Source organism: Bartonella sp. CL436QHHD, from assembly GCF_042195105.1.
GTDB lineage: Bacteria > Pseudomonadota > Alphaproteobacteria > Rhizobiales > Rhizobiaceae > Bartonella.
Genome location: NZ_JBHINR010000032.1, coordinates 25392 through 49311 on the forward strand (window position 1 = coordinate 25392; position 23920 = coordinate 49311).

At 36.1% G+C, this 23920-nt stretch carries 14 protein-coding genes, 3 tRNA genes and 1 pseudogene; 10 read left to right on the top strand and 8 right to left on the bottom strand.

The genetic code is table 11. The features are described 5' to 3' along the window. Positions 1-80: 80 nt before the first annotated feature. The 6 genes from ACFIKN_RS04030 (at position 81) to ACFIKN_RS04055 (ending at position 5592) form a co-directional block, all read left to right on the top strand. Entirely contained in the window at positions 81-1301 is a 1221-nt protein-coding gene (locus tag ACFIKN_RS04030; protein ID WP_375657950.1) for a hypothetical protein, read from the top strand. Then, a complete protein-coding gene (locus ACFIKN_RS04035) occupies positions 1298-1732 on the top strand; it encodes a hypothetical protein (RefSeq protein WP_375657951.1) in 435 nt (144 codons plus the stop codon). Before ACFIKN_RS04030 ends, ACFIKN_RS04035 begins: the two co-directional genes overlap by 4 nt. Beyond that, complete coding sequence (locus ACFIKN_RS04040) at positions 1726-2502, top strand: ATP-grasp domain-containing protein (protein ID WP_375657952.1); 777 nt, start codon at positions 1726-1728, stop codon at positions 2500-2502. The genes ACFIKN_RS04035 and ACFIKN_RS04040 overlap by 7 nt, the downstream gene beginning before the upstream one ends. A 1333-nt stretch (positions 2503-3835) precedes the next feature. Next, complete coding sequence (locus ACFIKN_RS04045; protein WP_375632536.1) at positions 3836-4006, top strand: hypothetical protein; 171 nt, start codon at positions 3836-3838, stop codon at positions 4004-4006. A 103-nt stretch (positions 4007-4109) separates the two neighbouring features. Beyond that, positions 4110-4379, top strand: a complete 270-nt coding sequence (locus ACFIKN_RS04050; protein WP_375657953.1) for a hypothetical protein — start codon at positions 4110-4112, stop codon at positions 4377-4379. After that, a complete protein-coding gene (locus ACFIKN_RS04055; protein WP_375637179.1) occupies positions 4372-5592 on the top strand; it encodes an MFS transporter in 1221 nt (406 codons plus the stop codon). The genes ACFIKN_RS04050 and ACFIKN_RS04055 overlap by 8 nt, the downstream gene beginning before the upstream one ends. Positions 5593-6342: 750 nt before the next feature. Here the strand turns inward: ACFIKN_RS04055 and ACFIKN_RS04060 are convergent. From ACFIKN_RS04060 to rplU, 5 genes and pseudogenes are all read right to left on the bottom strand, one after another. Next, a tRNA-Ser gene (locus ACFIKN_RS04060) sits at positions 6343-6432 on the bottom strand. A gap of 131 nt (positions 6433-6563) precedes the next feature. After that, positions 6564-6719 (bottom strand): annotated as a pseudogene (locus tag ACFIKN_RS04065) (integrase); the annotation flags it as partial. A 1619-nt stretch (positions 6720-8338) separates the two neighbouring features. Then, positions 8339-10870: a phosphoenolpyruvate--protein phosphotransferase gene (ptsP, locus tag ACFIKN_RS04070; RefSeq protein WP_375657954.1), complete on the bottom strand. Its 2532-nt coding sequence runs from the start codon at positions 10868-10870 to the stop codon at positions 8339-8341. A gap of 1406 nt (positions 10871-12276) precedes the next feature. Beyond that, positions 12277-12546: a 50S ribosomal protein L27 gene (gene rpmA, locus ACFIKN_RS04075; protein WP_100130483.1), complete on the bottom strand. Its 270-nt coding sequence runs from the start codon at positions 12544-12546 to the stop codon at positions 12277-12279. Between the two features lie 12 nt (positions 12547-12558). Continuing rightward, positions 12559-13038 carry a 50S ribosomal protein L21 gene (gene rplU, locus ACFIKN_RS04080; protein ID WP_375657955.1) on the bottom strand — a complete coding sequence of 160 codons (480 nt, stop codon included), beginning with the start codon at positions 13036-13038 and terminating at the stop codon, positions 12559-12561. 285 nt (positions 13039-13323) lie between these two features. On the opposite strand from rplU, the gene ACFIKN_RS04085 reads away from it, so the two are divergent. Continuing rightward, positions 13324-13413 (top strand) — tRNA-Ser (locus tag ACFIKN_RS04085). Between the two features lie 340 nt (positions 13414-13753). On the opposite strand, the gene pgi is transcribed toward ACFIKN_RS04085, so the two are convergent. The 3 genes from pgi to ACFIKN_RS04100 all read right to left on the bottom strand — a co-directional run bounded on the left by pgi (position 13754) and on the right by ACFIKN_RS04100 (position 19879). Next, on the bottom strand, positions 13754-15418 hold the full coding sequence (gene pgi, locus ACFIKN_RS04090; protein WP_273790288.1) for a glucose-6-phosphate isomerase: 1665 nt from the start codon (positions 15416-15418) through the stop codon (positions 13754-13756). A 190-nt stretch (positions 15419-15608) separates the two neighbouring features. Continuing rightward, a complete protein-coding gene (locus tag ACFIKN_RS04095) occupies positions 15609-18743 on the bottom strand; it encodes an efflux RND transporter permease subunit (protein WP_273790287.1) in 3135 nt (1044 codons plus the stop codon). Next, on the bottom strand, positions 18740-19879 hold the full coding sequence (locus tag ACFIKN_RS04100; protein WP_375630490.1) for an efflux RND transporter periplasmic adaptor subunit: 1140 nt from the start codon (positions 19877-19879) through the stop codon (positions 18740-18742). Before ACFIKN_RS04100 ends, ACFIKN_RS04095 begins: the two co-directional genes overlap by 4 nt. 356 nt (positions 19880-20235) lie before the next feature. On the opposite strand from ACFIKN_RS04100, the gene ACFIKN_RS04105 reads away from it, so the two are divergent. The 3 genes from ACFIKN_RS04105 to rpsU all read left to right on the top strand — a co-directional run bounded on the left by ACFIKN_RS04105 (position 20236) and on the right by rpsU (position 23152). Next, positions 20236-20312 (top strand) — tRNA-Arg (locus ACFIKN_RS04105). 746 nt (positions 20313-21058) lie between these two features. Continuing rightward, a complete protein-coding gene (locus tag ACFIKN_RS04110; protein ID WP_375657956.1) occupies positions 21059-22732 on the top strand; it encodes a formate--tetrahydrofolate ligase in 1674 nt (557 codons plus the stop codon). A gap of 186 nt (positions 22733-22918) precedes the next feature. Then, positions 22919-23152 (top strand): 30S ribosomal protein S21, encoded by a 234-nt coding sequence (gene rpsU / locus ACFIKN_RS04115; protein WP_012754552.1) that lies wholly within the window; start codon positions 22919-22921, stop codon positions 23150-23152. Positions 23153-23920: the final 768 nt, after the last annotated feature.

Below are 23920 nucleotides of genomic sequence, written 5' to 3' on the forward strand. Positions count from 1 at the left end.
AGTAATATGTGTGTGTGTATTTATTATTTGTAAACATGTGTGCTGATTTATAATACTGTGTGTTTTTAAGAGATTCTGAAATGGGGGGGGATAATGTGCACAAACAACTGATGTTTCGGTTTTATGGGCTTGTTGTCCTGCTGTATCTTTCTGATATGGTCTTATTTTTAAGTAATCTTTGGAATGCTTATCGCATAACATCCTCATCGGTTTTCCTAGGCGTAACCATGGCTTTGGGCACCCTTATGCCCTATCTTTTGAAAAAAAGCGGTCTTGTGCACATTAAAGCCTCACTGCGGTTGGTCGATTTATACAAAAGGCGAATCATTATCTATAGCCTTCTTTTATTGATTGCACTTTTCCATTACGCTGATTCCCCCTTTGGTTTTATCGCTGTCTCTATCTCTATCGGCTATCTCTCTTTGATTACCTTAAGCACTCTCGAGACTTATAATACTAAACTAGCACTTAGTGGTTATATTAGCGCCCAAAAGGCTTCCCGCATTATGCAAACAGTGGTGCAAATTGGCGCATTTTTGGGAGCAGCACTGAGTGGTTATCTCTTAGAAGCGACCAGCCCTCGAGGGGCAGCAGCTGAAATCGGTTATAATGGTTTGATTGTGACACTTTGTGTGTTTGACATCATTATAAGCCTTATAGCCGGATATATTATCTTTTGCGATGAATATAACGCCACAGATACCACAACACTTGAAACTGGTAAGAAGCCAGCGCCTACACCGCAAGCGGATGAGCTCTCCCGTGAACTTAAACTTTTATGCGTCTGCATAGGACTTATTGGCTTTCATATTTGCGCTTATAATACGCTGGCAACTATTCTTTTTCAGAGTGTGAAAAATTTTGGTTCTGAATATTATGGGCTTTGCAGTGCGGTTGCGGGCGTGGGCGCTTTTTTGGCTGCTTTTATCAAAATCCCTCGTTTTGAATTTATTCTCCCAGCCCTTATGTTGAGCATGGCTGATCTTATTTTTAGCACAACACAATCGCCCTATTTGGCTGTGGTCTTTTGCTTTTTTATTGGCTTTTCAATGAATACCATGCGAATTAATGCCCGCAAACATACGATTGAAGCAACCAAAACAGAGGCTCAAGCAGAGCTGGTGGGAAGCTATAGCGGTATGCTTTATACCCTCTCCCAATCGGCAGGTTATGTCATTCTTGGTCTTCTTACAAGCTCTGCCCTTATGGGTCCTCAAGCAGCTGTTTATCTTCTGCCCCTTATAGGGCTAATAATCTTTATTTATGTTCTTTTCCTTTTATCACAGCGGAACAAAGTATGAGAAAACCTATTCTTATTGTCGACCCTTTCTCCACGGGTGCCCTCTATGGCCCTGCTTTGCAAAAATTAGGCTATGCTTGTTATGGTGTTGTCTCTCAAGCAGCTCCTTTTTCACACTTTATGCTTTCTTATCAGGGAAAGGGCATGGCAGAAGCGAAGCTTCATAGTGTAGATGAGATAAAGAAATGCTTTCCTATTGGCACGATAGAGGCTGTAATAGCGGGTGCCGAAAGAGGTATCTATTGTGCAGAGCAATTGGCGGCTTATTATGGTTGTCTTGGGAATAACCCCTTGACTACCGATTGGCGACGAAAAAAGCAGCGATGCAAAAACGCCTTTGTGAAAATGGTTTATCTTACATCCGATCAAAGATTCTTACAAAAAACGATTGTACTCTCGATGGTTTTGAAAGCCACAGCGGCTATGTGGTAAAGCCAAATGATTCTGCAGGGAGTGATGGTGTTTTGTTTTTCTCTAATCTTGAGGAAGTAGTAACGTGGACCTCTGAAATCGACTGGAAGAAAAAAAATATTTTTGGCGCACCTAACGAGGCCTATTTGCTCCAAGAAAGATTGGAGGGAGAGGAATACATCGTCGACGCCGTTGTAAATGGAGAGGCTATAAAGATATGTGCTTTATCGCGGTATAAAAAAGGTATTCATAATGGAAGTGCTTTTGTTTATGAATCACTTGATGTGCTTGATGCTCAAGATCCCTCTTATGCCCCTCTTATCTCTTATGCAAAACAATGCATTCGCGCACTGGGGATTGAATATGGACCTGCGCATATGGAAATCATGCAAACAGCTCGTGGTCCAGTGATGATCGAAGTAGGAGCCCGCCTCCACGGAGGAATTGCACCCACCTTGTTCGCGCATTGCTATGAAGATGGTTTACTTGAAAGCTCCGTTAACCTTATTGCAGGCGTGTTTTCGCAAACCCCAAGTCGCTTTAAGAAAAAAGGGCGTATTATCTTCCTTATCAACGAGATCGACGGTCATATTATAAAAGATGTTAACGTATGGCGGCAAAAGCTTCATTCTTGGGAAAATGTGGTTCATTTTACGCTCTTTTTTAAAGAAAACGAGCCCCTCCCCCTAACCATCGATTTAAATACCTGCCCAGCTATTATAGCAATTTGTGGACACAGTGATGATGAATTATCAGCTTTGGAGAGGATCATTCGTAGCAATTTCTTATAAAATATAGCAATTGGGAAGAAAAAATGGATCAAGCTTAACCGGTTAAACAACAAGAAAATAATTTTGTTTACGGCTTTATTATCGAGCATTCACGGATGGATTCCGGTATTATCTCTATCTGGAACTCCCTACAAGCATGAAGCAGAAAAGCTATCAAGCATATTTAGTATACCTAATGACAACTGTTATTACCATGCGTGATGGCTCTAAAATGTAGATGGATTTGAACTTTTAAATAATTTTTTTAACTCTTGCATCACTTTATTTTCCTACTTCTTAAATAATATTCAATAACTTAAGTAAAATAAATATTTTGGTTTTGGTGTGTTGTTAATCTAAAGCATCTGAAGAGAATATATTAAAGAATTAAAATATTTACATGTCGAGATTGAAGCAGCCCTCTTTTACCAAAAGAAAAACTATTATAACATAGGCGAATTTAGCTATTAATCTTTTGTTGCAAACAAGTGGAAAAAAATACTGAATATAGAAAAAATTGCATAAGAACCTTTAACAAAAAGGATTAAAATTTATAGAGAGTTACAAGGTATAAAATAAAATTTGTTCTATCTGCGCTGCAATTTTTTCTGGTTAATTTATTCTACCGATATCATTAAGGCTTTCTTCTAATGACATTGTCTATCATTAGAGGGAGATATGTGATTGTTTTTCGAATTGTGACAGCCCACAAATTTCGTGATTTATGTTGCCCATTAGAAAATGTTGGTTCGTTGAGTAAGTTAAAAAAATACATAGAATTCCGTATAATGCAGTGTGTATGTATAAAACTTCTCAGGATGATCGTGTTAATAGCAATGTTGAAGGAGTGCCTTTTGGGGAAAGATTGTACAGCAATTACGAGTATCTCTAGGAGAAAAAACGCTGATTTTTAGAACAGAGAGAAACATTGATTATAACAGTTTATTAGGCTAAACGCAGAATATTCTCCTAATAATGGATGGTTAAATTATAACGGGATAGTTTTTTGATAATCATAAAGAAAAAGGTAGAGAGCGTGTTTCTTTTAGTTAAGAAAGAGTGTTGCTCATTTTTTTTCTAAAAGTAAGCAAATTCAAAGATAATTTTTTGTTCTTGTAGTGGTGAGAAAATAATTGTCGAAGTCAGTGAAGGTGAGATTCCAATAGATTGTTACAAAGTTTAATAAAAGTTGGAATACTTAAAAATTCTTAGTTCCTATGATGATTTAAGAATACCAGATTAGGATACGGAGAATTCAAGAGCTCAAAACTTTGTGATAATATATTGGTTTAGAATTACATCTTGTTCATTCAGACGAGATGAGCCAATTATTATATGTCACAGAGACATATGGGTGGAAAATTTTAAAAAAGCTTATCCAGAATCTGACTTAAAGGTTATTGGAACTTTAGTAGTAAGATTGGCTTGGTCTCATGTCTCTCAAAAATTAGCAACCAATCTTGTTGTGACTAGACTAAATTTGGAAGATCTGCTCACTGAGCGTTTTTATAATATTATGAAATGATAAAAATATTAATATTTCTTCTTGTCCCAGACATGAAGCCGGTGCTATTTGTATTTATTATCCGTTGCACCATTGTCCGAAATATATTTTAAGTGGTTGTCACTTGAAATATGCCTTGGAAAATTATTTGGCAAGAGAGCATACCTATATGTATTGGAAAGTAATTTCCTATTATTTATCTCAATCTATGGGTACAACGTTGCCAAGTATAGAATTCATGCTGACAGATGACTTTCAAAAAATAAGTGCCTATAACGCATTTGAACTAAACTTTTATGAAAAACTGGAATTTAGTACCGAACCATATTCGACAATGGAGAAAATCATAAAATGGCTTGAGTCTCTGTTTAAAAGGAAAGAGGCTATTGCGTAATTCTGTTTTTCTTATGATTGTGATTGGTTGTTTGACGAGTTTTTGTGCTAGTGGTGTATTATCTATTGGCCTTTCTTTGTTACAATTCCAAGATACAACAGGAGAAGCGTCTGCTACTTTAAATGTCGTTAATTTAATCGCAATTGGAATTGCTGGCTTATGTTTGGGAAACGTGTTGGCGCACTATCAAGGCTTTATAATTGGGTTTTATAGTCAAATTATTTGCGCTTGTTTATTGTCTTTCTTATTATTTATGAACAATCCAGTACTTATTTTATTTGTATTTTTTTTACTTGCTCTCTTGATGGGGGCTGATAACCCAAATAACAATAGTGCCTTGAATCAGCTGGTTCCAGCTCCCAAACAAAAAGCTGGAATTTTTGCATTTTACACTAGTTGCTGTCAGTTTTTTGTTATTATATCCCCATTGCTTATATATTTTATAATTGCGCATTTGGGGCACAAAATAGCCATAGCCTTTATTGTATTTATCTATCTTTTGAATGCCTGCTTATGGTTTCGTATAAAGTCTATACAACAACTAAACAGAGCAAAAGAGCTATTAAAAAAGCCATCTCAAAAAGCTTATGGAGTTGGGTTCAGGTGCCTTTGGCGGATTTCTGCGTTGCGTTTTTTAACGATTAATCGTATTTTGAATAATTCTCTCTATACGGGGCCTATTGTTTTATTGCCACTTGTGCTTGCTTCTATAACATCAGATAATATAAAATTTACAGCTATTCAAAATTCTATTTTTGCTTTGTCAGCACTGGGTTTTGTGATCAATGGTCTTATCTCATCTTATTATTTACAGAAATTTCCATCTTTAATTCGTTTTTTTGTATGGGGGGCACCGGCTTTTGCCGTGATCGCAATCTCTTTTGTTTTATATTTAAATTTTACTCAATATTCCCTTTATATTATGGGGTTTTTATTAGGTATTGGGCAATTTTATTTTAGGATATCGGGAATAACAATTGGACAAGCTATCACACCTAGTGAAAATTTAGCCGAGGTGATTTTGGCAGGCGATGCCAGTGTACGCATCATAACAGCTTTATTCTCTATTGTGCTTTTATATGCAGGAAAATTTTTTTCATTTTCTATATTATACGTCCTATGTGTATTTATAGGCTTTTGCGCCCCTTTATTTATTTTGCACGGACTATCTATTTACATACAAAGCTTAAAGATAAAAGAAAGCGCCGCATGAATGATATTCAATTATTATATTATGTTAGCCTTTTTTTGATTATCGTATAGATAAAAATGTTGTACAAATATTCATGACATTAATTTTAAATAAGCACATTGCGTGAGAAAAGCTGAGGTGTTCGTTACCTCTCATGTGGATAAAACGCATTTAGCCCGTTAAGCAACGAAATTGCAAATAGCACTATGATCACCATTAATTCTAAAAGCTCTACCAGAAGTTAGTGATAATGGCAAAAATCCTTTAATGATATTTGAAGAGATCGTTTATGCTAGATCAGGTTATCTCAAGATCGAGAGGAGAGGAGCTTAAAAAGTGTAAAATTCATGGAAATTCAACAGCAATTTCCAGGTGTACATAATGACAGGCATAGATTGGCGCGAACTGGTCAATTGCAACAGCAAAAAATCCTGCAAATGCTGAGCTTTTTAAACTATGTCATATCAAGCATATGAAAGTTCGTTTTAAATTAATGGCGGAGAGAGAGGGAGCGTTATATTTATATAAAATCAATAAGTTATATAAAAGTTCGGGAGTTTTGATTCCTTTGATTCNCCGATAGAGAATGTCTTTGCACATTTAAAACAGTGGATTTCAAAAAATTCAAAAAATTATTAGAGAATGTTGGAGGAAAAAGATGAGCTTTGTAACGGTATGTTGGAAAATCCTATTCCCGAACTTTTGTTAACGCTCCCGAACCTTTAAAAAGATTACAAAGAATCAATATGTTATACATAGGAGAAAATTGTATGGCGGAGAGAGAGGGATTCGAACCCTCGATATGGTTTCCCATATACACGCGTTCCAGGCGTGCGCCTTCAACCACTCGGCCACCTCTCCAGAAGTTTGCACTATACCCAGAAAGAAATAACGTGCAAGTCTAAACTATACATTCAAAACCCAAAAAATAAATTCATTTATTAAAGTAAGAGCTTATATCTGTTGAATAACNCTTTTAACTTATTTTATGTCTATCCCGAACCTTTTTGTAGCTTTTTGATTGCTTCTATTGCAAGTCGTTTTCTATCAGCTGTTTTGGTATAAAGGGATGCCATTTTATCTTCTGTCCAGCCAAAAAGCGCTTTCATTTGCGAAACTGTCGCACCAGCATTGGCTGCACGTGTTGCTGNTTCGAACCCTCGATATGGTTTCCCATATACACGCGTTCCAGGCGTGCGCCTTCAACCACTCGGCCACCTCTCCAGAAGTTTGCACTATACCCAGAAAGAAATAACGTGCAAGTCTAAACTATACATTCAAAACCCAAAAAATAAATTCATTTATTAAAGTAAGAGCTTATATCTGTTGAATAACAAGCACATCCCTTCTTTTTAAGAAAAAACTTTTTTCGTGGATAGGTTTGTAGAATACAATAATGAGAATAAAAAGATTGTCACCAGTTATAAACTTTCATGCTCATTTACGCACTTTCTGCTTCACAAAAAAATACTTCTCTTAAAATTGGCATACAGTCCATGGTTTTGCATAACCAAATAATTAATATCTCTCACTTAACACCATTGATTACCCTAATAATAAATAGAATAATAACGATATGAACTTCTTATATGTATATAATATTAAAATTGTTTATTCAGATAATAAATTTCATTTCAATAAAAATCGTTTTCAACCTTCTTCTTGCCTCCAAGGATGAAAATACTTAATCACTGTAACTTTGATTACAAACAACTCTCTCTTGAAATGAGATCTACCTGCTAATCACTTTTATGTTTCAGATAATATATAAATATTGATTTATAATAATAAATTATCGTTTATACGTCATAAGCGGGGATGGTATGTGGAGGAAGAACATTTTAAGAGAGGATAAGTGCCTCTTATGTATTTTTTCAAATAGCACGAATTCTTGCAACATTGAGGGCTGTAAAATAGTGTGATGGTGTCAGTTTCCTCTTTCATAGGATTACAGAATAAGCCCTACTCTAAATCCTCTATTCAATTTCACACTTCTATATTTAGTTGATACTAAAGAAAATAAAATTCAGACAAAAAAAACCTTTGCATTTTTAATTTAATATGTATGAATATATCTTATTTTCTGAAATGAAAAAATAGTCATTTTGGTCAAATACAAAATCATAAAAATGCAAACCTGTTTTCATTTTTACCATATACTTTTAAATTCAGCTTTACAGTTTTCAAAATATCTAAAGTAATCTCTATTATTTAAAAGAGATTACGTATTACTTCATACTTTTGATTATCGCATTCTTTAAGTGGGATATGGTCTCATAACAAAACAGAATACTCTAAAAATACTATTTTCTTTCTCATCCACACGTTTGTTAAAAAACATCTCTTAAAGCTTGTCACATCTACCTCATACGGTGTCTATGAATGGTATAAAATCTATTGGATAGCATCATCTTTCCTTAAATAAAAAGTAAAAGCCAAGTACCATCACGCTATTTATCACCTAATATTACAACATCCATTGCGATTTGAGAGAATGCATAAAAGGCATTTATTCTTTCTTAGAGTGTTTTTATCCATACATTACTCCTCTTTGTAATGTATAAAAGAATAATTTTTATTAATTTAATATAGAGAAATTTAAAACGAGAAAACCCTACAATATTTAAGGCTCTCATTATGTAACACGATAAATTACCATTACAAATTAATATGCTGCTTATAATTGTCCTAAAGGATAATGTTTTACAACACTAAAGATCTGATTAGTCTGAAAAATGAGCTCGTTTTTTCCCCTTAATGTTCTCTATCACCTTATATCCTTGCTTAGAGCACGTACAGCTCGTGCAGTTTCACATTGTAATGCTTTTTGTGCTAAAATTTTCATATCTTCAAAACTATGAGTCTGTAAACACGCCTTTACTGGAGAAATATCGCAAGATATCATAGAAAGCTCATTAATTCCCAATCCAGTCAAAATCATTGCACCAAAAGGATCTCCAGCCATACCACCACATACACTAACCCAACACTTATTTTGTGCAGCTCCCTGAATAGTCTGATAAATCATACGCAAAACTGCTGGATCAAGGCTATCAGCTTCAGACACAAGGTACGGATTTTGCCGATCAACAGCCATTGTATACTGTGTTAGGTCATTGGTTCCAATTGAAAAAAAATCAACATGGGCGCTCAATACATCTGCCATAATGGCCGCTGCTGGAACTTCGATCATAATACCAAGTTTTAATTTTGGTGCATCAATATCGTTGCGGATTTCCTCTGCAATCTTTTTTATAGCGACAATCTCTGAAACAGACATGACCATCGGAAACACAATCCATAGATCTCCGCCCTCTTTTGCTGCTCGATATAAAGCACGTAATTGAGGCACCAAAAGATCACGTCGACGTAACAAAAGCCGCGTTCCTCGAACACCTAAAAAAGGATTGTCCTCTTTAGATAAATGTAAATGCGTAACCTGTTTATCCCCACCAATATCAAGTGCACGAATAATTAATGGCTTATCTCCTACAGCTGTAATCATCGTCCGATATATATTAAATTGTAGCTCTTCATCCGGAATATGTGGATTCTCTAAAAACAAAAATTCCGTGCGCATGAGTCCAACACCTTCAGCCCCCAAATCAAGCGCAACAGGAACCTGATTTGCGTAGTTGACATTGGCCATGATACGAATTCTTTGACCATCTATCGTTTGCGCTGGTAATCTACACGCACTTATTTCACTGACACGTTTTTGCGCAACAGTATCAATATGCCTTTGAGCATCTTTAACGTCTTCAAGCGTAGGATCAAGGTAAATAAACCCGTTATCGCCATCAATAATAGCCTGAATATCAGACTGAATCGCTAAAATATCATCACCTGTAGCAACAACCATTGGAATACCAAGAGTACGCGCCAAAATAGCTGTATGAGATAATGGACCTCCCCATGCTGTTGCTAATCCTTTTACCCTTGTACAATCAAGTTGTGCTACATCAGAAGGAGAAAGGTCATTTGTAACCAGAATTACACCATGTGGAATATCATTTAAAAAGAACGATCTATAGGATGGATTGATTTCACCTAAAACACGTCGACCAACATCAACTAAATTAACAGCACGTGCTGCTAACAAAGGATTATCTACCTTAAAAAACATATCTGAAAATTGACGAACCGCTCTATCCCAAGACCAAGCGACACCATGACCTTCCGCTATAAAACGACAAGCTTGAGCTATTAAATTTTCATCGTCAAGCAAAACCATTTGCGCAGAAAAAATTGCAGCAGAATCTGCTCCCATACGCACTGTAATATCAGAAATTACAGATGCCATTTTATGTTTTGTTTTTGTAAGAGCATTTTCAAGACATGCTGCACCAGCTGCAAAATCAATTGGCTGGTCTATTATGGAAATATCATTTTGCCTTAAAACAAAAATCTTACCAAATGCTAATCCTGAACTCGCTCCAACACCAGAAATGCCTTTTTGCATAGAGCGTGGATACCAACCATGAAAAGCCTTTGTTTGAGATTCCATTGCTCTCATCAGGCATTTTTCACTAATACTCACTTTTTTTGCAATAGCAATGGCATCATTGAGAAGTTGTGTTCCTTCTGAAGCATCTGTAGAAAAAATCAGAACATCACCGTTTTTTGCTCCTAATTGCAATAAACCAACCAAATTTTTCATTTCAACGGTATATTGACCATGGCGAACTCTGATGGAACTTTGAGCCTTTTTCGCAAAATCAACCCAAAGAGAAGCTGGTCGTGCATGAAGACCACTTGGATAATCTAAAGTCCATTCCTGACACACAGAAAGGTCACCAATAAAAGTTTTTTCTATCTTCATATTTTGGTCAAACAAAGTTGTAACAATTTGTTGTTTGTCCATAGTTGTTGCAAGTACTTCAAGCTGTTTTTTATCAAATAAAAGAGACGTCAATTTTTTACAAATTTCTCTATAGCGATCTGGACACGCTGCAATGGCAATAACCAAATATGCTTTCTTGCCATCCTGCCACTCAACACCAGCAGGAACCTGTATAACAGCAACAGCATCCTTGATAATTAAATCACGATTTTCAGCCATACCATGAGGAATGGCTATACCATTTCCAAGCCAAGTATTGGTTGTTTCTTCACGTGCAAGCATGCTTGCCAGATAACACTTATCAACTGCACCAACCTGCACAAGCAATTCAGCAGCAGCATAAATTGCATCATTTTTATGATCAAAAGCAGCTGCAAGTTGTACAGATCTTATAGACAAGATTTCACCATCAGCAAAATCTACATTCATTGCTTCTGCTTTCTCATATCTCATCATGAATTCAAACTGCCTCACATTTGAACACCAATATCTCTGACACATTCCTTTTCAAAGCTGCATTTCCCAAAATACAAGCTATAAATACCACCACAGCTTTATTTATATTTTACGGAATATAGCTAAGTGAGGTGCTTAAATACCTCAATATAACCGATAAAACAATTGGATATTATTATCTAGCGAAGTGCTTAAAACCATTATAAGCAAATCTGCCTCTTACTCTTTTACTTTACAAAGACAAAACCCCATTTTCTACAGAACCAATCACCTGAAAAACTATGTTTTTGAAACGCTCTCATTATCCTAAGTTATTCAACATAACTTTTCATTATTTTTCCTACAAGAAAGCATCCTTCCCAATCATCCGTAACTTCAGCTAATATTTTGATTGATTCCTCAAAGTTTATTTAACCTATTATCCCTCTTTATAAATTCATTACATAATTACAAATTGCTCCATGCAACTTATCATCTTTAAAATTCCGTGCTGCCCATCTTATGATATCAAACCCTCGATATATAATATTTATATATTTTAAGCTACACCTTTACTTCAATCAATATCGCAAATACACAATACTCTCTGTCGCACATTTGCAAAGTACGAACATCCCCCCAAGCACCATCATCAATTACTAAAATAAAGAAAAACTCTACAAATAAGATAAATAAAGTAAAAAATGAAACGCAATGATTGCCTTAACCCTAGCTCTTATGCTTATTTATTTTCAACAATACACAATAATAGTGAAATCAGAAAAAATATTCTTGAAGGGCGCTGATTGCGCGTTGGTTATTTTTATATCTTTAAACACCGTCCTCCTTAAAAATATAATTTCACTCTTGATTTACCGAAAATTCCTTAATGCATGTCACTTTCAAAGTAGTTTTGGCTGCCTTCTTATGGATTTTTTATCCCTATGTCTTTTTAAATGAATAGCCACACCTATCCACACTACCACCTAAAAACAGTATGACAACTCATCAATACCACAATGCCGATAAAAAGACCCATCTTTATCAAAATGATTACATAAAGAATGCTCTCATTAAATTTCTCATAATTTTCTGAAAACAAACTGCTTCTCTTATAAGAAATCACTAGACACTTCTTCATGCATAAAAAGAAAGTCTCTCTCACTATTATTATACAGAAATTTATCAACAAATTCTATCATAATATCAATATGTTCAGTACTAAATACTAACATAACATCGCACAAACTTTTTCCCTCATTGAGAAAAGCCATTTCCTCAATTCTACCTTTTTCGTATATCTTCTACATTTATTATAGTACCAACGCAAAAAGGGAAAGATAAGACTCTATCTTTCCCTTTTAATACTTATAAAACCACAACTATAATTCAATGAAATCCTGTTGATTGCTAGAGAGTGTTACAGATTACTCTGCTGCCTCCAGCATAGGAATGACTGAAACATAGGAACGATTACCCGCTTTGCGTTGAAAAGAAACCTTTCCATTTGATAATGCAAAAAGCGTATGATCTTTTCCAATACCAACATTGTTACCAGGATGCCAACGTGTACCACGCTGGCGAATAATAATATTTCCGGCAATAACGGTTTCACCACCAAATTTTTTAACGCCTAGACGTTTCGATTCTGAATCACGACCATTACGCGAGGAACCACCAGCTTTTTTATGTGCCATAGACGCTCTCCTTTAATCTTTCTTACTCTTTGTTGCTACAGACGCTTTCTTCTGCGGCGCAGTCTTTTTTTCAACCGTTTTTTTAGCCGTCTTCTCAATAGAAGCAGCAGCTTTTGTTTCTTGTGGTGTAGTTGCTTCTTCTTTTATCGGTTTTGCAGCAACTTTTTTAGGTTTTGAACCACCCATTAAAATTTCTAAAACACGAAGCCTCGTAAATTCTTGACGATGGCCACGCGTGCGTTTAGAATTTTGACGACGGCGCTTCTTAAATGCGATAACCTTGCGCCCACGTGCCTGTTCTAAAATCTCAGCTGTCACCAATGCATCAGCAACGACAGGGGTACCAATAACCGCATTACCTTCTTGCCCAACCATTAATATGTCATTGAATTCAACAACATCACCCGCATTTCCACTAACTTTTTCAACTTTTACCACTTGATTAGCAACAATGCGGTATTGCTTACCACCAGTTTTAATGACTGCGAACATTTTTTATCCTTCCGTTCACTCCAGCTCTTATTTAATTTCTGCCTTGAAATAAGGGAAAATAGGCTGCTTTTTATCAGTCGTAATAAATCTCAAAGAAGGATAAAACCTTCTTCAACACAAATATGCGCAGATTTCCCCACGCTTATATTTTGTATATATGAAGGAATTTCTATTCTCTGTCAATAAAGTCCCATAAAAAAGAAAAAAAGGTTGTACCAAAAACAATTGAAGGTTATCTACCCCTTATACACTCAAATAGTGCCGATTTTTGTTTCACTTTATTATGGAGAGATGGCTGAGTGGTTGAAAGCACCGCACTCGAAATGCGGCATAGGGGCAACTCTATCGGGGGTTCAAATCCCTCTCTCTCCGCCATTAATTTATAAAACGATATTATTAAAATGTCTTTAATCGTAGTTTGCCGGTTGTAGCTTGCCAGCGGGTTTTGTATAATTTGACACTAGATTTTGTACCAATTTATTTTTTTCGAAGGATTTTAAGGGGGGCTCAAAGGGTCTTCAAAGACCTCTCGAAGGTCTTTATCGTTTTTGCGAATAAATTCTCCTTTTTACAATTTTTGCACTTTTTTTATTTTCTGTTACATAAATCTAGTTCAGATAATAAGAGAACGCATAGTAAAATTAAAGAATTATCTCATATTTCTCTCTCATTCTACTTTTGCTTAGTTAGTGCAAAACCTACTGTCAAATTATATTTATTTTGCACGTCTTGCTTGAATATGTGCTAGCAACCCTAATGTTGAACTATCGCGATTATCCGCTTTACTTTCTCCACGAAGAATTGGTAGTAACTCGTTTGCTAATTCTTTACCAAGTTCAACCCCCCATTGATCAAATGAATTAATATTCATTAAAATCCCTTCAACAAAAGTACGATGTTCATAAAGTGCAATAAGACGACCGAGTGCAAAAGGTGTTAATAAATCTTGAACCAACGTAATGCTAGGACGGTTTCCTTTAAAACTTCTATGAAGTGCTAGATGATCTGCCTCACCCTCACCAACTCCATTTTTTATCAAGATATGCCGAGCATCTTCAATACTACGCCCCTTCATCAATGCTTTTGATTGTGCTAAACCGTTTGCTAGCAACATCTCATACATAGAATGTAAATTTTTCTCATGCCCTTTTATAAATAAAATAAATTCTACAGGAATAATATCTGTTCCTTGATGCAGAAGCTGAAAAAAAGCATGTTGACTATTTGTTCCTGAATCCCCCCAAACAATTGGACCACTTGAAAAACTTAATGGTTTTCCATCCAGCGAAACTTGCTTACCATTTGATTCCATATCAAGCTGTTGTAAATAAGCTGGAAAATGTATTAAACGCTGTGCATAAGGAATGATCGAACGTGATGAATAACCACAAATAACACGATGCCAAAATCCTAAAAGAGCAAAACGAATAGGAATATTTTTATGCAAAGGCATAGTTTTAAAATGTTGGTCCATTTGCAAAGCACCGTTGAGAAATTTGCGAAAATTTCCACCACCTATTGCAAACATAACAACAAGTCCAATGGCTGACCAAATTGAATAACGTCCTCCAACCCAATTCCAAAATTTAAAAACGCTTGTGGAATCTATGCCAAATTCTGCCACTTTATCAAGCGCACTTGAAACAGCAACAAAATGCGTACAAACGGCTTTTTCTCCTAAATGTGAACAAATCCACTGACGTGCAACTTGAGCATTTACCATTGTTTCAGCCGTTGTAAAAGTTTTAGAAGCAATGACAAACAGCGTTGTTGCTGGATTCAAAATAGAGAGAGTATCAGAAATATGGGCACTGTCAGCATTCGAAACAAAATGACACTGTGGACCATCATGATAAGGTTTTAAAGCGTATGTGACCATTGCAGGACCAAGATCAGAACCACCAATACCAATATTGACAATATCACTTATTCTCTCGCCACTGCTTCCCTTATAGCTTCCATCACGCACCTTTTCAGAAAATCTTTCCATATCTTCAAGGACGTCTTGAATATCGCGAATAAGATTATGACCATCCAACATGAAAATTTCATCAGCAGGTAAACGTAATGCAATATGAAGAACTGAGCGTTTTTCAGTTGTATTAATCGCCTTACCAGAAAACATTGCATCACGCCGGCCTAACACATCTGCTGCAACCGCTAAATCATCTAGAAGTTGCAATGTTTTAAATGTCACACCACATTTTGAAAAATCGAAAAGAAGATCATCAAGTCTGAGGGAAAAATGGGAAAAACGCTGTTCATCTTCTACAAAATGCCGACGAATATCATAGACCCCATCCTTTGCGGCATGGTTTCTTAAAGCTTTTAATGTGGCTTCAAAAGCCATTTCATTTCGAATCGAAAAGCTATCTCCCATAAGCTTATCCTATATGGTTATTGATAATGAAATCTATGCCCAAACAATAACAAAGCAGAAAGCATCTCTTTTATTACTCGCTATTTTCACTGCTCACATAAAAATGAAGGAATATACAAAATATAAAGGATAAGATCCGAAAATGATATTTTTACAAGAATAAACTTTCAAATCTTTTCTATCATATACATCATTTAACTTGATTGAGTTCTTTTGTTAAACGTAAATCTTCTTCTGCTTTTGGTCTTATAAAACGCCCTAAAAAAAGATAAACAACCGGTGTAACATAAAGCGTAAAAATAGTTGCTAAACCTAAGCCACCAACGATAACCCAACCTAAAGCTATACGAGCTTCTGCGCCAGCACCTTTGGCTAAAACCAAAGGAATACCTCCTAAAATGGCACAAATCATTGTCATACAAACTGGACGAAGGCGAATGTTTGCTGCTTCTTCTACGGCTTCACGCACGCTTCTTCCCTGATCACGTAATTGATCTGCAAATTCAACAATGAGAATACCATTTTTTGCCATAACACCAATTAACAAAATTAATCCAATTTGGCTGTAAATATTAAGACTCACACCACTTAATAGCATAGCAATTACAGCACAACCAATCCCTAATGGGACAGTGGCCATGATAATGAATCCTGAAATAAAACTTTCAAACTGAGCAGCCAAAATCAATAAAATAATCAAAAAGGCAATGCCAAAAACAATCATAAAATTGGAAGATGTTTCATTAAGCGTTTCGGCTTCCCCTAAGGGAACCAAGTAGGTTCCTTTTGATAACAAAGGAGAAGCAATTTTCTGTACAGTTTGGTAAGCTTCCCCTAAAGCGATATCTGGAGCAAGATTTGCGCTTAAAACAACAGCATTCATGCGTTTTTCCCGTTTTAATTGAGGAGCAATAGCTTTTTCATGTAAACGCGCAATAACCGATAAAGGAACATATCGATTGTCTTTGGTTTTTAAAAAAATATTTTCTAAATCGCTAGGACTCTTCATAGAATTTGTACGCGATATCAATTTAACATCGTAAGAATGATCATCCACGTTAATGGAACCAATCTTTTTACCATCCAACATTGTTTGTAATGTATCGCCCAAATTGGCGATATCAATCCCTAAATCGGAGGCTTTTTTTCGATTGATTTCAATAAAAAATTGCGGTTGTGTTGCATCAACAGTAAGGCGTGGGCGAATAAAACGCGGATCATCTTGTAAAGCACTCACCAGCTTATCAGCAATGGGTTGTAATGTTGCATAATCATTGCCAAGAATTGCAAATTGCAACCCTTGCCCAGTTCCTCTCACACCCAAAGAATTTCCCTGCGCAGCAAATACAAAAACTGCGGGAAACTGTTTAACCTTTGCATTAATATCTTTCACGATTTCTTGCTGACTACGTAAACGTTTATCCCAAGATGAAAGCAATAAAATCAAAAAAGCAGTATTGGGTGAACCGCCAGCACCCGCGATAGAGTAACTGTTAGCAATCTCCCCTGCATCACGTAATGGCTGTAGACTTGCTTCAATTTGCTCTATTTGCTCGTTCAAATATTGTGTTGAAATACCTTGTGGTCCATTAATAACCAAAAAGATCACAGCTCTGTCTTCTGCTGGCGTTAATTCCTGTTGTAGCTTCGTATAGCCTCCAACACAAAGACCCCCAAAAATAAGTGAAGCAAAAACAACAGCCCAAGGCTTTTCTAAACACTTATGCAAACTGTAAGTATATGCCTTATGAAAAAAAGTACCTAATTTATATAAAAAAGCAAAATGATGGGACTCTTCCTCTTTATCCTCAATATGTTCTTTGAGAAAACGTGAAGCCAACATGGGACAAAGCGTTAAGGCAACAACTGAAGAAAGCAAAATAGAAATTGCCAAAACAAAACCGAATTCTCTAAAAAGCCCTCCAACTTGCCCAGGAAGAAAGGAAATAGGAACAAACACAGCCACTAATGTCAGTGTTGTTGCTAAAACAGCAAAAAATACTTCACGTGTTCCTATCACCGCTGCTGCTCTGGAACCTAATCCCATGTTGCGCCACCGAACAATATTCTCAAGAACAACAATGGCATCATCCACAACAAGCCCTGTTGCTAAAACAAGTCCTAAAAATGTGAGAATATTCAATGAAAACCCTACAAGATAAATAGCCGCAATGGTACCAATCAAAGCGACAGGAAGAGATACAGCAGGTATCAGCGTTACACGAATGTCTCTGAGAAAAAGAAAAATGACCAAGATAACGCTCAAAATAGCAATGACCAACGCAACTTCAACCTCATGAAGAGCGCTTTTAATAAAAATTGCATCGTCATTAATAACGTCTATATGTACAGAAGAAGGAACAATACTTTTGAGATTATCAACAACGGCTCTCACACCTTCAGAAATATTAAGAGTGTTGGATTGTGCTTTACGCACGATACCTAATCCAATACCTGTCTTTCCATTGATACGAAGAATAACTGTTTCTATATCCGGCGATAAAGTAACATGCGCAACATCACCAAGATGCACATGAGGCTTTAAAACAACTTGTTCAAAAGATTCTGGTGTTGTTAAACGTGCAGTAGCACGTACAACTAAAGTTTGCTTAGAATTGCGTAATGACCCTACTGGCACATCTGTTGTCATATCAGCAAGAACACGTGAAATATCTGCTACAGTTAATCCATAACTTGCAAGTTTTGCTTGATCTATATCAATCTGAAAAATCTTTGTGCGAGCACTATCGACCTGTACATCACCAACACCATCAACAGCAGAAATTGCATCAACAATCTGATCGTTTACAATCGTGGTTAAATCATCAACACTCATTGTTGGTGACGTCACAACCAAATACATCATGGCAGCTGCATTCGAATCTGCTTTAATAATCAAAGGCGAATCCGCATCTTTCGGTAAAGAATAGGTAATACGGGAGAGAGCATCACGAATATCAGATGCCGCAACATTCAAATCAACACCAACATTAAAATTAATCTGTACACGGGAGCGCCCAAAAGAAGACGTTGAAGAAATCGTCTTAACACCTGAAACACGAGAAACGGCATCTTCTATAACTTTTGTAACTTCACGATCAATTGTTTCTGCCGACGCACCAGAAAACACCGTCACAACCGTCGTTACGGGAGTATCAACATCGGGTAATTCTCTTACATCAACATTTAACCATGCTGCAAATCCTGCAATGATGATCATAGCATTTAAAACAAAAGTAAAAACCGGTCTGCGAATAAATAAGGTAATGAGACCACCTTGCTCCACCTTTGACGTAGGCTGTTTTGTGCTCAATTCTTGGCTCATTGTATATCCGTTCCGTAAACTGCTGGTAATTGCTGTTGATGAGACTTTGGATCATCAATCGTTACTTTACTTCCTGGATAAAGCATTTGCACCCCTTGAATGACAACTTGATCACCATTTTCTAGGGGTGCTTTTACGAAAACTTGATCTGCTTTATGCTGAATAATTGATACGGGTATAGCCTCTACTTTCCCTTCTCTCACACGCCAAACGAATGACCCTTTACTATTCCATTGAACTGCAAGAGGATTAACGACAGGAAAAGAACCACCATGAAATTGCAAGGCAACAGAAAAGGACATACCAGACATGAGCGTATCTTTTTCATTATTGATTTCAACCTGAACATGAAGTGTGCGACTTTCTGGATCAACAATATTATCAATCGCATAAATATGACCAACAAAAGACATATCTGGCTGCGCGACTAACGTTGCCGTTACCTCATCTCCTTTATGGATGCGCGACACATATCGTTCAGGGGCCCATATATCGACCAAAATACGTTCTCTATTCTCAATACGGCCTATTACAGTATTAAGGGTCACGTTATTCCCCGCATCAACGGGCAAAATACCAACAACTCCAGGAATCGGTGCTCGAATTGTTCGCCGATCGAGATCTAATTCAGCATTACGCAAAACTAAATTTGCGTTATCCAACTCTAAGCGTGCCATAATTTCTTGAACTTCCGTTGCTGTATTGCTGGCGCGTAATTTAAGAATGCGCGAAAGCGTTAACGCATTGTTATCACGTTGCACTTTTGCTTTTGCAGCCGCTATTTCTTCTTTTTTAGAATCAAGCTTTGCAATCACATCATCGGCTTGTACTTTTGTACCTGCTGATACAAAAAGCTTATCAATAACACCTGAAGATAAAGGGGTAAGCTCAACTTCTGCAAGAGCTTTTCCACTCCCTAAAACGTTAAGTTGTTCATAAAAATCTTGAATTTTTACAAGATCAACGACAACATTTACCGGTGGCCTTCCCATTTTTCCATTTGAAGTTTTATCTGATACTTTTGTTTTATCCACCATAGAAATGGGTTGTTCTGCACTCTTTTTTCCAGCCCAATAAGTAACCGTTAAAACAACGATTAAAAACACTAATGGAAAGCTCTTTTTTAATAACGCCATACATCCGCCCTTGCTGTGTCATGTTTATCTGAAATAGTTTTCAACAGTAATATCGGCGTTTTACACAAAAACCCAACAGCGGGTGTGTGTGTCTTACCCCCACCGCAAAAAACAGATCTCATCTCTGCTTGATTATCTTTCATCTATAAAAACGTCAAGTTAACTATCGTTCATATTGCTTTGTATGGTCACAACAAAAAAATGTTCATATCAAAACCAACTGAAGCCATAATATTTTTAAAATATCTCATAAAAAAGAGAGATTTTTTTTATTACTATCCAAGTTTCACTTGCATTTCTTTAATGAAACGATTAGGAACCCTTTGTCTTAGACAATGTAAAAAATTGGAATATATGCACCCGTAGCTCAGCTGGATAGAGCACCAGACTACGAATCTGGGGGTCAGGAGTTCGAATCTCTTCGGGTGCGCCATCATCAATTTATAAAGCAGACTTTTTAAATTCTTTATTTTGTGATTTGTTTTTATCTATCTTTGTATTTTGTTATTTCATTCTGTTGTGAGTCGTTTCTTTAGCCATTTTGCTAGAATAAGATGTTATGAGTCCTTCAATTCAGCCCTAAGGGCTTTTATTAGCTAATAATCGTAGCGATTGCATGAGTAGCGTGTATTGTTGTTTTCTTTTTTCAATCTATGCGCTTGTTTTTGGTCTCTTCCGGATTATACTCTCTAATCAGTTAGGTAATTTTTTACGTTCTTATTTCTAACTGTTCCATAACTGGATGTTGCTGGATATTTTATTCCTAGCAGTCCCATCTTAAGAGGGACTTCAAATGTGCCGCCATAAATTCCGAGTTACCACCATGTAAAACTTTTTCAGTGTGTTATTGGAAAGAATAAATAAACTACTTCTCAAACGTACCACTATAAAACACTTATGGTATCCATTAATATCATCAGCATTTTGTTGCAAACCACAGCTTCTTTCTGCAATATTTTTAATTGAATTAAACGTATTTTTACTGCTTAAAAGCAAAGTGATTCTTTTTCCTAAAAAACAATAAAACTCTTCTTGTGCTTCTTTAGCATTATCTCTTGCATGGCATATCATCGACTTCTATGATATCTTAATATTTTCTGTTCTCTATGAATTTTTCTAATTAACCTATGGGGTACAGATCTCGAATATTAATAAAAGATAAGTTTAAAGAATTTTTCCATGCCTAAAACTGATATTGAAATTGCTCGCACTGCTAAAAAGCAACATATTGTTGAAATTGCACAAAAAATTGGTATCTCACATGAAAATCTCATTCCCTATGGCCATGATAAAGCTAAAATTTCTTCTGAATACATAAAATCGCTTAATAAAAATCCAGACGGTAAACTTATCCTTGTCACAGCTATCAATCCCACACCTGCCGGAGAAGGCAAAACAACAACAACAGTTGGACTAAGTGATGCTCTTAATCTTATTGGTAAAAAAACAATAGCTACCTTGAGAGAACCGTCTTTAGGTCCCTGTTTTGGTGTAAAAGGTGGTGCTGCTGGTGGTGGTTATGCGCAAGTCATTCCAATGGATGACCTTAATTTACATTTTACCGGTGATTTTCATGCTATTACAGCTGCTCATAATCTTCTTGCCGCAATGATAGATAATCATCTTTATTGGGGAAATACTCTAAACATTGATCCACGTCGCATTGTTTGGAAACGCGTTCTTGATATGAATGACCGTGCATTGCGCGATATTGTCACTTCATTGGGGGGCATAACAAATGGTTTTCCACGTCAAACAGGTTTTGATATTACTGTTGCATCAGAAATTATGGCGCTTCTTTGTCTCTCTGAAAATTTAGAAAACCTTACACAAAGACTCAAAAAAATTATTGTTGCTTATCGTTATGATAAAACGCCCATCACCGTTGCTGATCTCAATGCGGAAGGTGCAATGGCAGTTCTTCTCAAAGATGCTATACAACCCAATCTCGTACAGACAATTGAAAATAATCCTGTTCTCGTTCATGGAGGACCTTTTGCCAACATTGCTCATGGTTGCAATTCAGTTATAGCAACAAAAACTGCTTTAAAACTTGCGGATTATGTTGTCACAGAAGCAGGGTTTGGAGCAGATCTTGGAGCAGAAAAGTTCTTCAATATCAAATGTAGGCAAGCAGGTATTGTACCAAATGCTACAGTGATCGTCGCAACTATTCGTGCATTAAAAATGAACGGTGGTCTGGATAAAAATAACCTGACAGAAGAAAATATTACCGCTTTAGAAAAAGGAGCTGCCAATCTTTTACGACACATAAAAAATATGAAGCACTACGGTATTCCTTGTGTTGTGGCTATCAATCATTTTGACAGCGATAGCGATGCTGAAATAAAAACATTACAAAAAATAGTTGCAACAACTGGACACAAAGCTATTATCTGTAAGCATTGGGAACAAGGTGGAAAAGGCGCTATAGAACTTGCACAAGAACTCGTTACCTTGATTGAAAAGCACGATTCTGATTTTAAAGTTCTCTATCAAGATGATATTCCACTCGTTCAAAAAATTAATTGTATTATAACAAAGCTATACGGTGGACGTGGCGCCATCATCTCAGCCCCTATTCTCAAACAACTTGAATCTTGGGAAAAAGAGGGGTTTGGCGTCTACCCTATTTGTATGGCAAAAACACCTTATTCTTTTTCTTCTGATCCCAAGCAATACGGCGCTCCTGTTGATTTTGAGATTCCCATACGAGAAGTTCGTCTCTGTGCGGGAGCCGGTTTTATTGTTGTCATTTGTGGAGATGTTATGACCATGCCGGGACTACCCCATTATCCCGCGGCTGAAAAAATTCATCTTGACGAAAATGATCAAATACAAGGACTTTCATAAATTTATAACCGTAAATTCTATCATTCATTATAAAAAGCGTTTTATTGTAAAAAAATAGAATTTTAAAAAGCGATATAGACAAATGTCTTATTTATATGATATAAGTGCTTGTCCTTTTGGATATGCCTTTAAAAGGACGTAGGTTTTTTCCTATCATTTATGACACTGAAAAAAGCAGGATAGATAGTGCAAGTACTCGTTCGTGATAATAATGTTGACCAAGCGCTCCGTGCGTTGAAAAAAAAGATGCAGCGTGAAGGTATCTTCCGTGAAATGAAAATGCGTAGTTATTATGAGAAGCCATCTGAGAAGCGTGCTCGTGAAAAAGCTGAAGCTATTCGTCGTACACGTAAGCTTGCTCGTAAGCGTGCACAAAGAGAAGGTTTTGTTAGTAACGGACGAACTGTTGCGGTAAAGTAATATACTTTATGATATTATATAGCTGCATAACCAATAGGTAATAAGCTACTAGAAAATTTTTCTTCATAGGCGATTGCAATAAATTGCTTGTGTGTAGGTTTTTGTGTACAATGTTATCTAATATGTTAGTTATTTGAAAATAATAAGATTTCTATCATAAAGGTGGTTTTTATTTCACTCTTATATTTTAAAAATAGATAACAAACTACACTTTAGATATTTAAGCGACTTTTTCCTATGTGAATTGAGTGTGAGGTGTTTTATTATCACTTTTCACTATAATTTTCTCCTTCTGGATATCTCTTACATCACTGCTTCTTATGTACAAATTTCATGATGAACTTCTTTTTTGTCATTAAATATTCTACATCTTTCGATCATCCTAGGTCTGATTACAAAACAAAAATAACTATCGCAATATGCGATTGTGTGTAAAATATAATATCAAATTCATAATCCTCTTTCCCTTCAGTTATGTAACGAAACGATATAATTCCATAACTTTTTATATCTCTTGATTCTGTCTCTCTAAAGGATGACGAATTTCAACCACTGCACTACAGATTCTTTTTTCTTGATAAATTTCTTCTATTCATCACTTATGTAATTACCCTCATAATTGTATCGAATAAGCCCTTCTATTTCTTTCAACTTTCTTCTATACTGAGTTAGAGAAAAAGAAATTTGACAATAAACAGAGAAAACACTGTATTTTAATATGGATGAATGTGCCTTTTATTACCATTGTTGATGGAAATATTTTTACAA

Bases quoted from the DNA above. Each gene is read 5' to 3' on its own strand.
- ACFIKN_RS04095 (WP_273790287.1), bottom strand. From the start codon at position 18,743: ATGAGCCAAGAATTGAGCACAAAACAGCCTACGTCAAAGGTGGAGCAA.
- ptsP (WP_375657954.1), bottom strand. From the start codon at position 10,870: ATGATGAGATATGAGAAAGCAGAAGCAATGAATGTAGATTTTGCTGAT.
- pgi (WP_273790288.1), bottom strand. From the start codon at position 15,418: ATGGGAGATAGCTTTTCGATTCGAAATGAAATGGCTTTTGAAGCCACA.
- ACFIKN_RS04035 (WP_375657951.1), top strand. From the start codon at position 1,298: ATGAGAAAACCTATTCTTATTGTCGACCCTTTCTCCACGGGTGCCCTC.
- ACFIKN_RS04030 (WP_375657950.1), top strand. From the start codon at position 81: ATGGGGGGGGATAATGTGCACAAACAACTGATGTTTCGGTTTTATGGG.
- ACFIKN_RS04100 (WP_375630490.1), bottom strand. From the start codon at position 19,879: ATGGCGTTATTAAAAAAGAGCTTTCCATTAGTGTTTTTAATCGTTGTT.
- ACFIKN_RS04110 (WP_375657956.1), top strand. From the start codon at position 21,059: ATGCCTAAAACTGATATTGAAATTGCTCGCACTGCTAAAAAGCAACAT.
- rplU (WP_375657955.1), bottom strand. From the start codon at position 13,038: ATGTTCGCAGTCATTAAAACTGGTGGTAAGCAATACCGCATTGTTGCT.
- rpmA (WP_100130483.1), bottom strand. From the start codon at position 12,546: ATGGCACATAAAAAAGCTGGTGGTTCCTCGCGTAATGGTCGTGATTCA.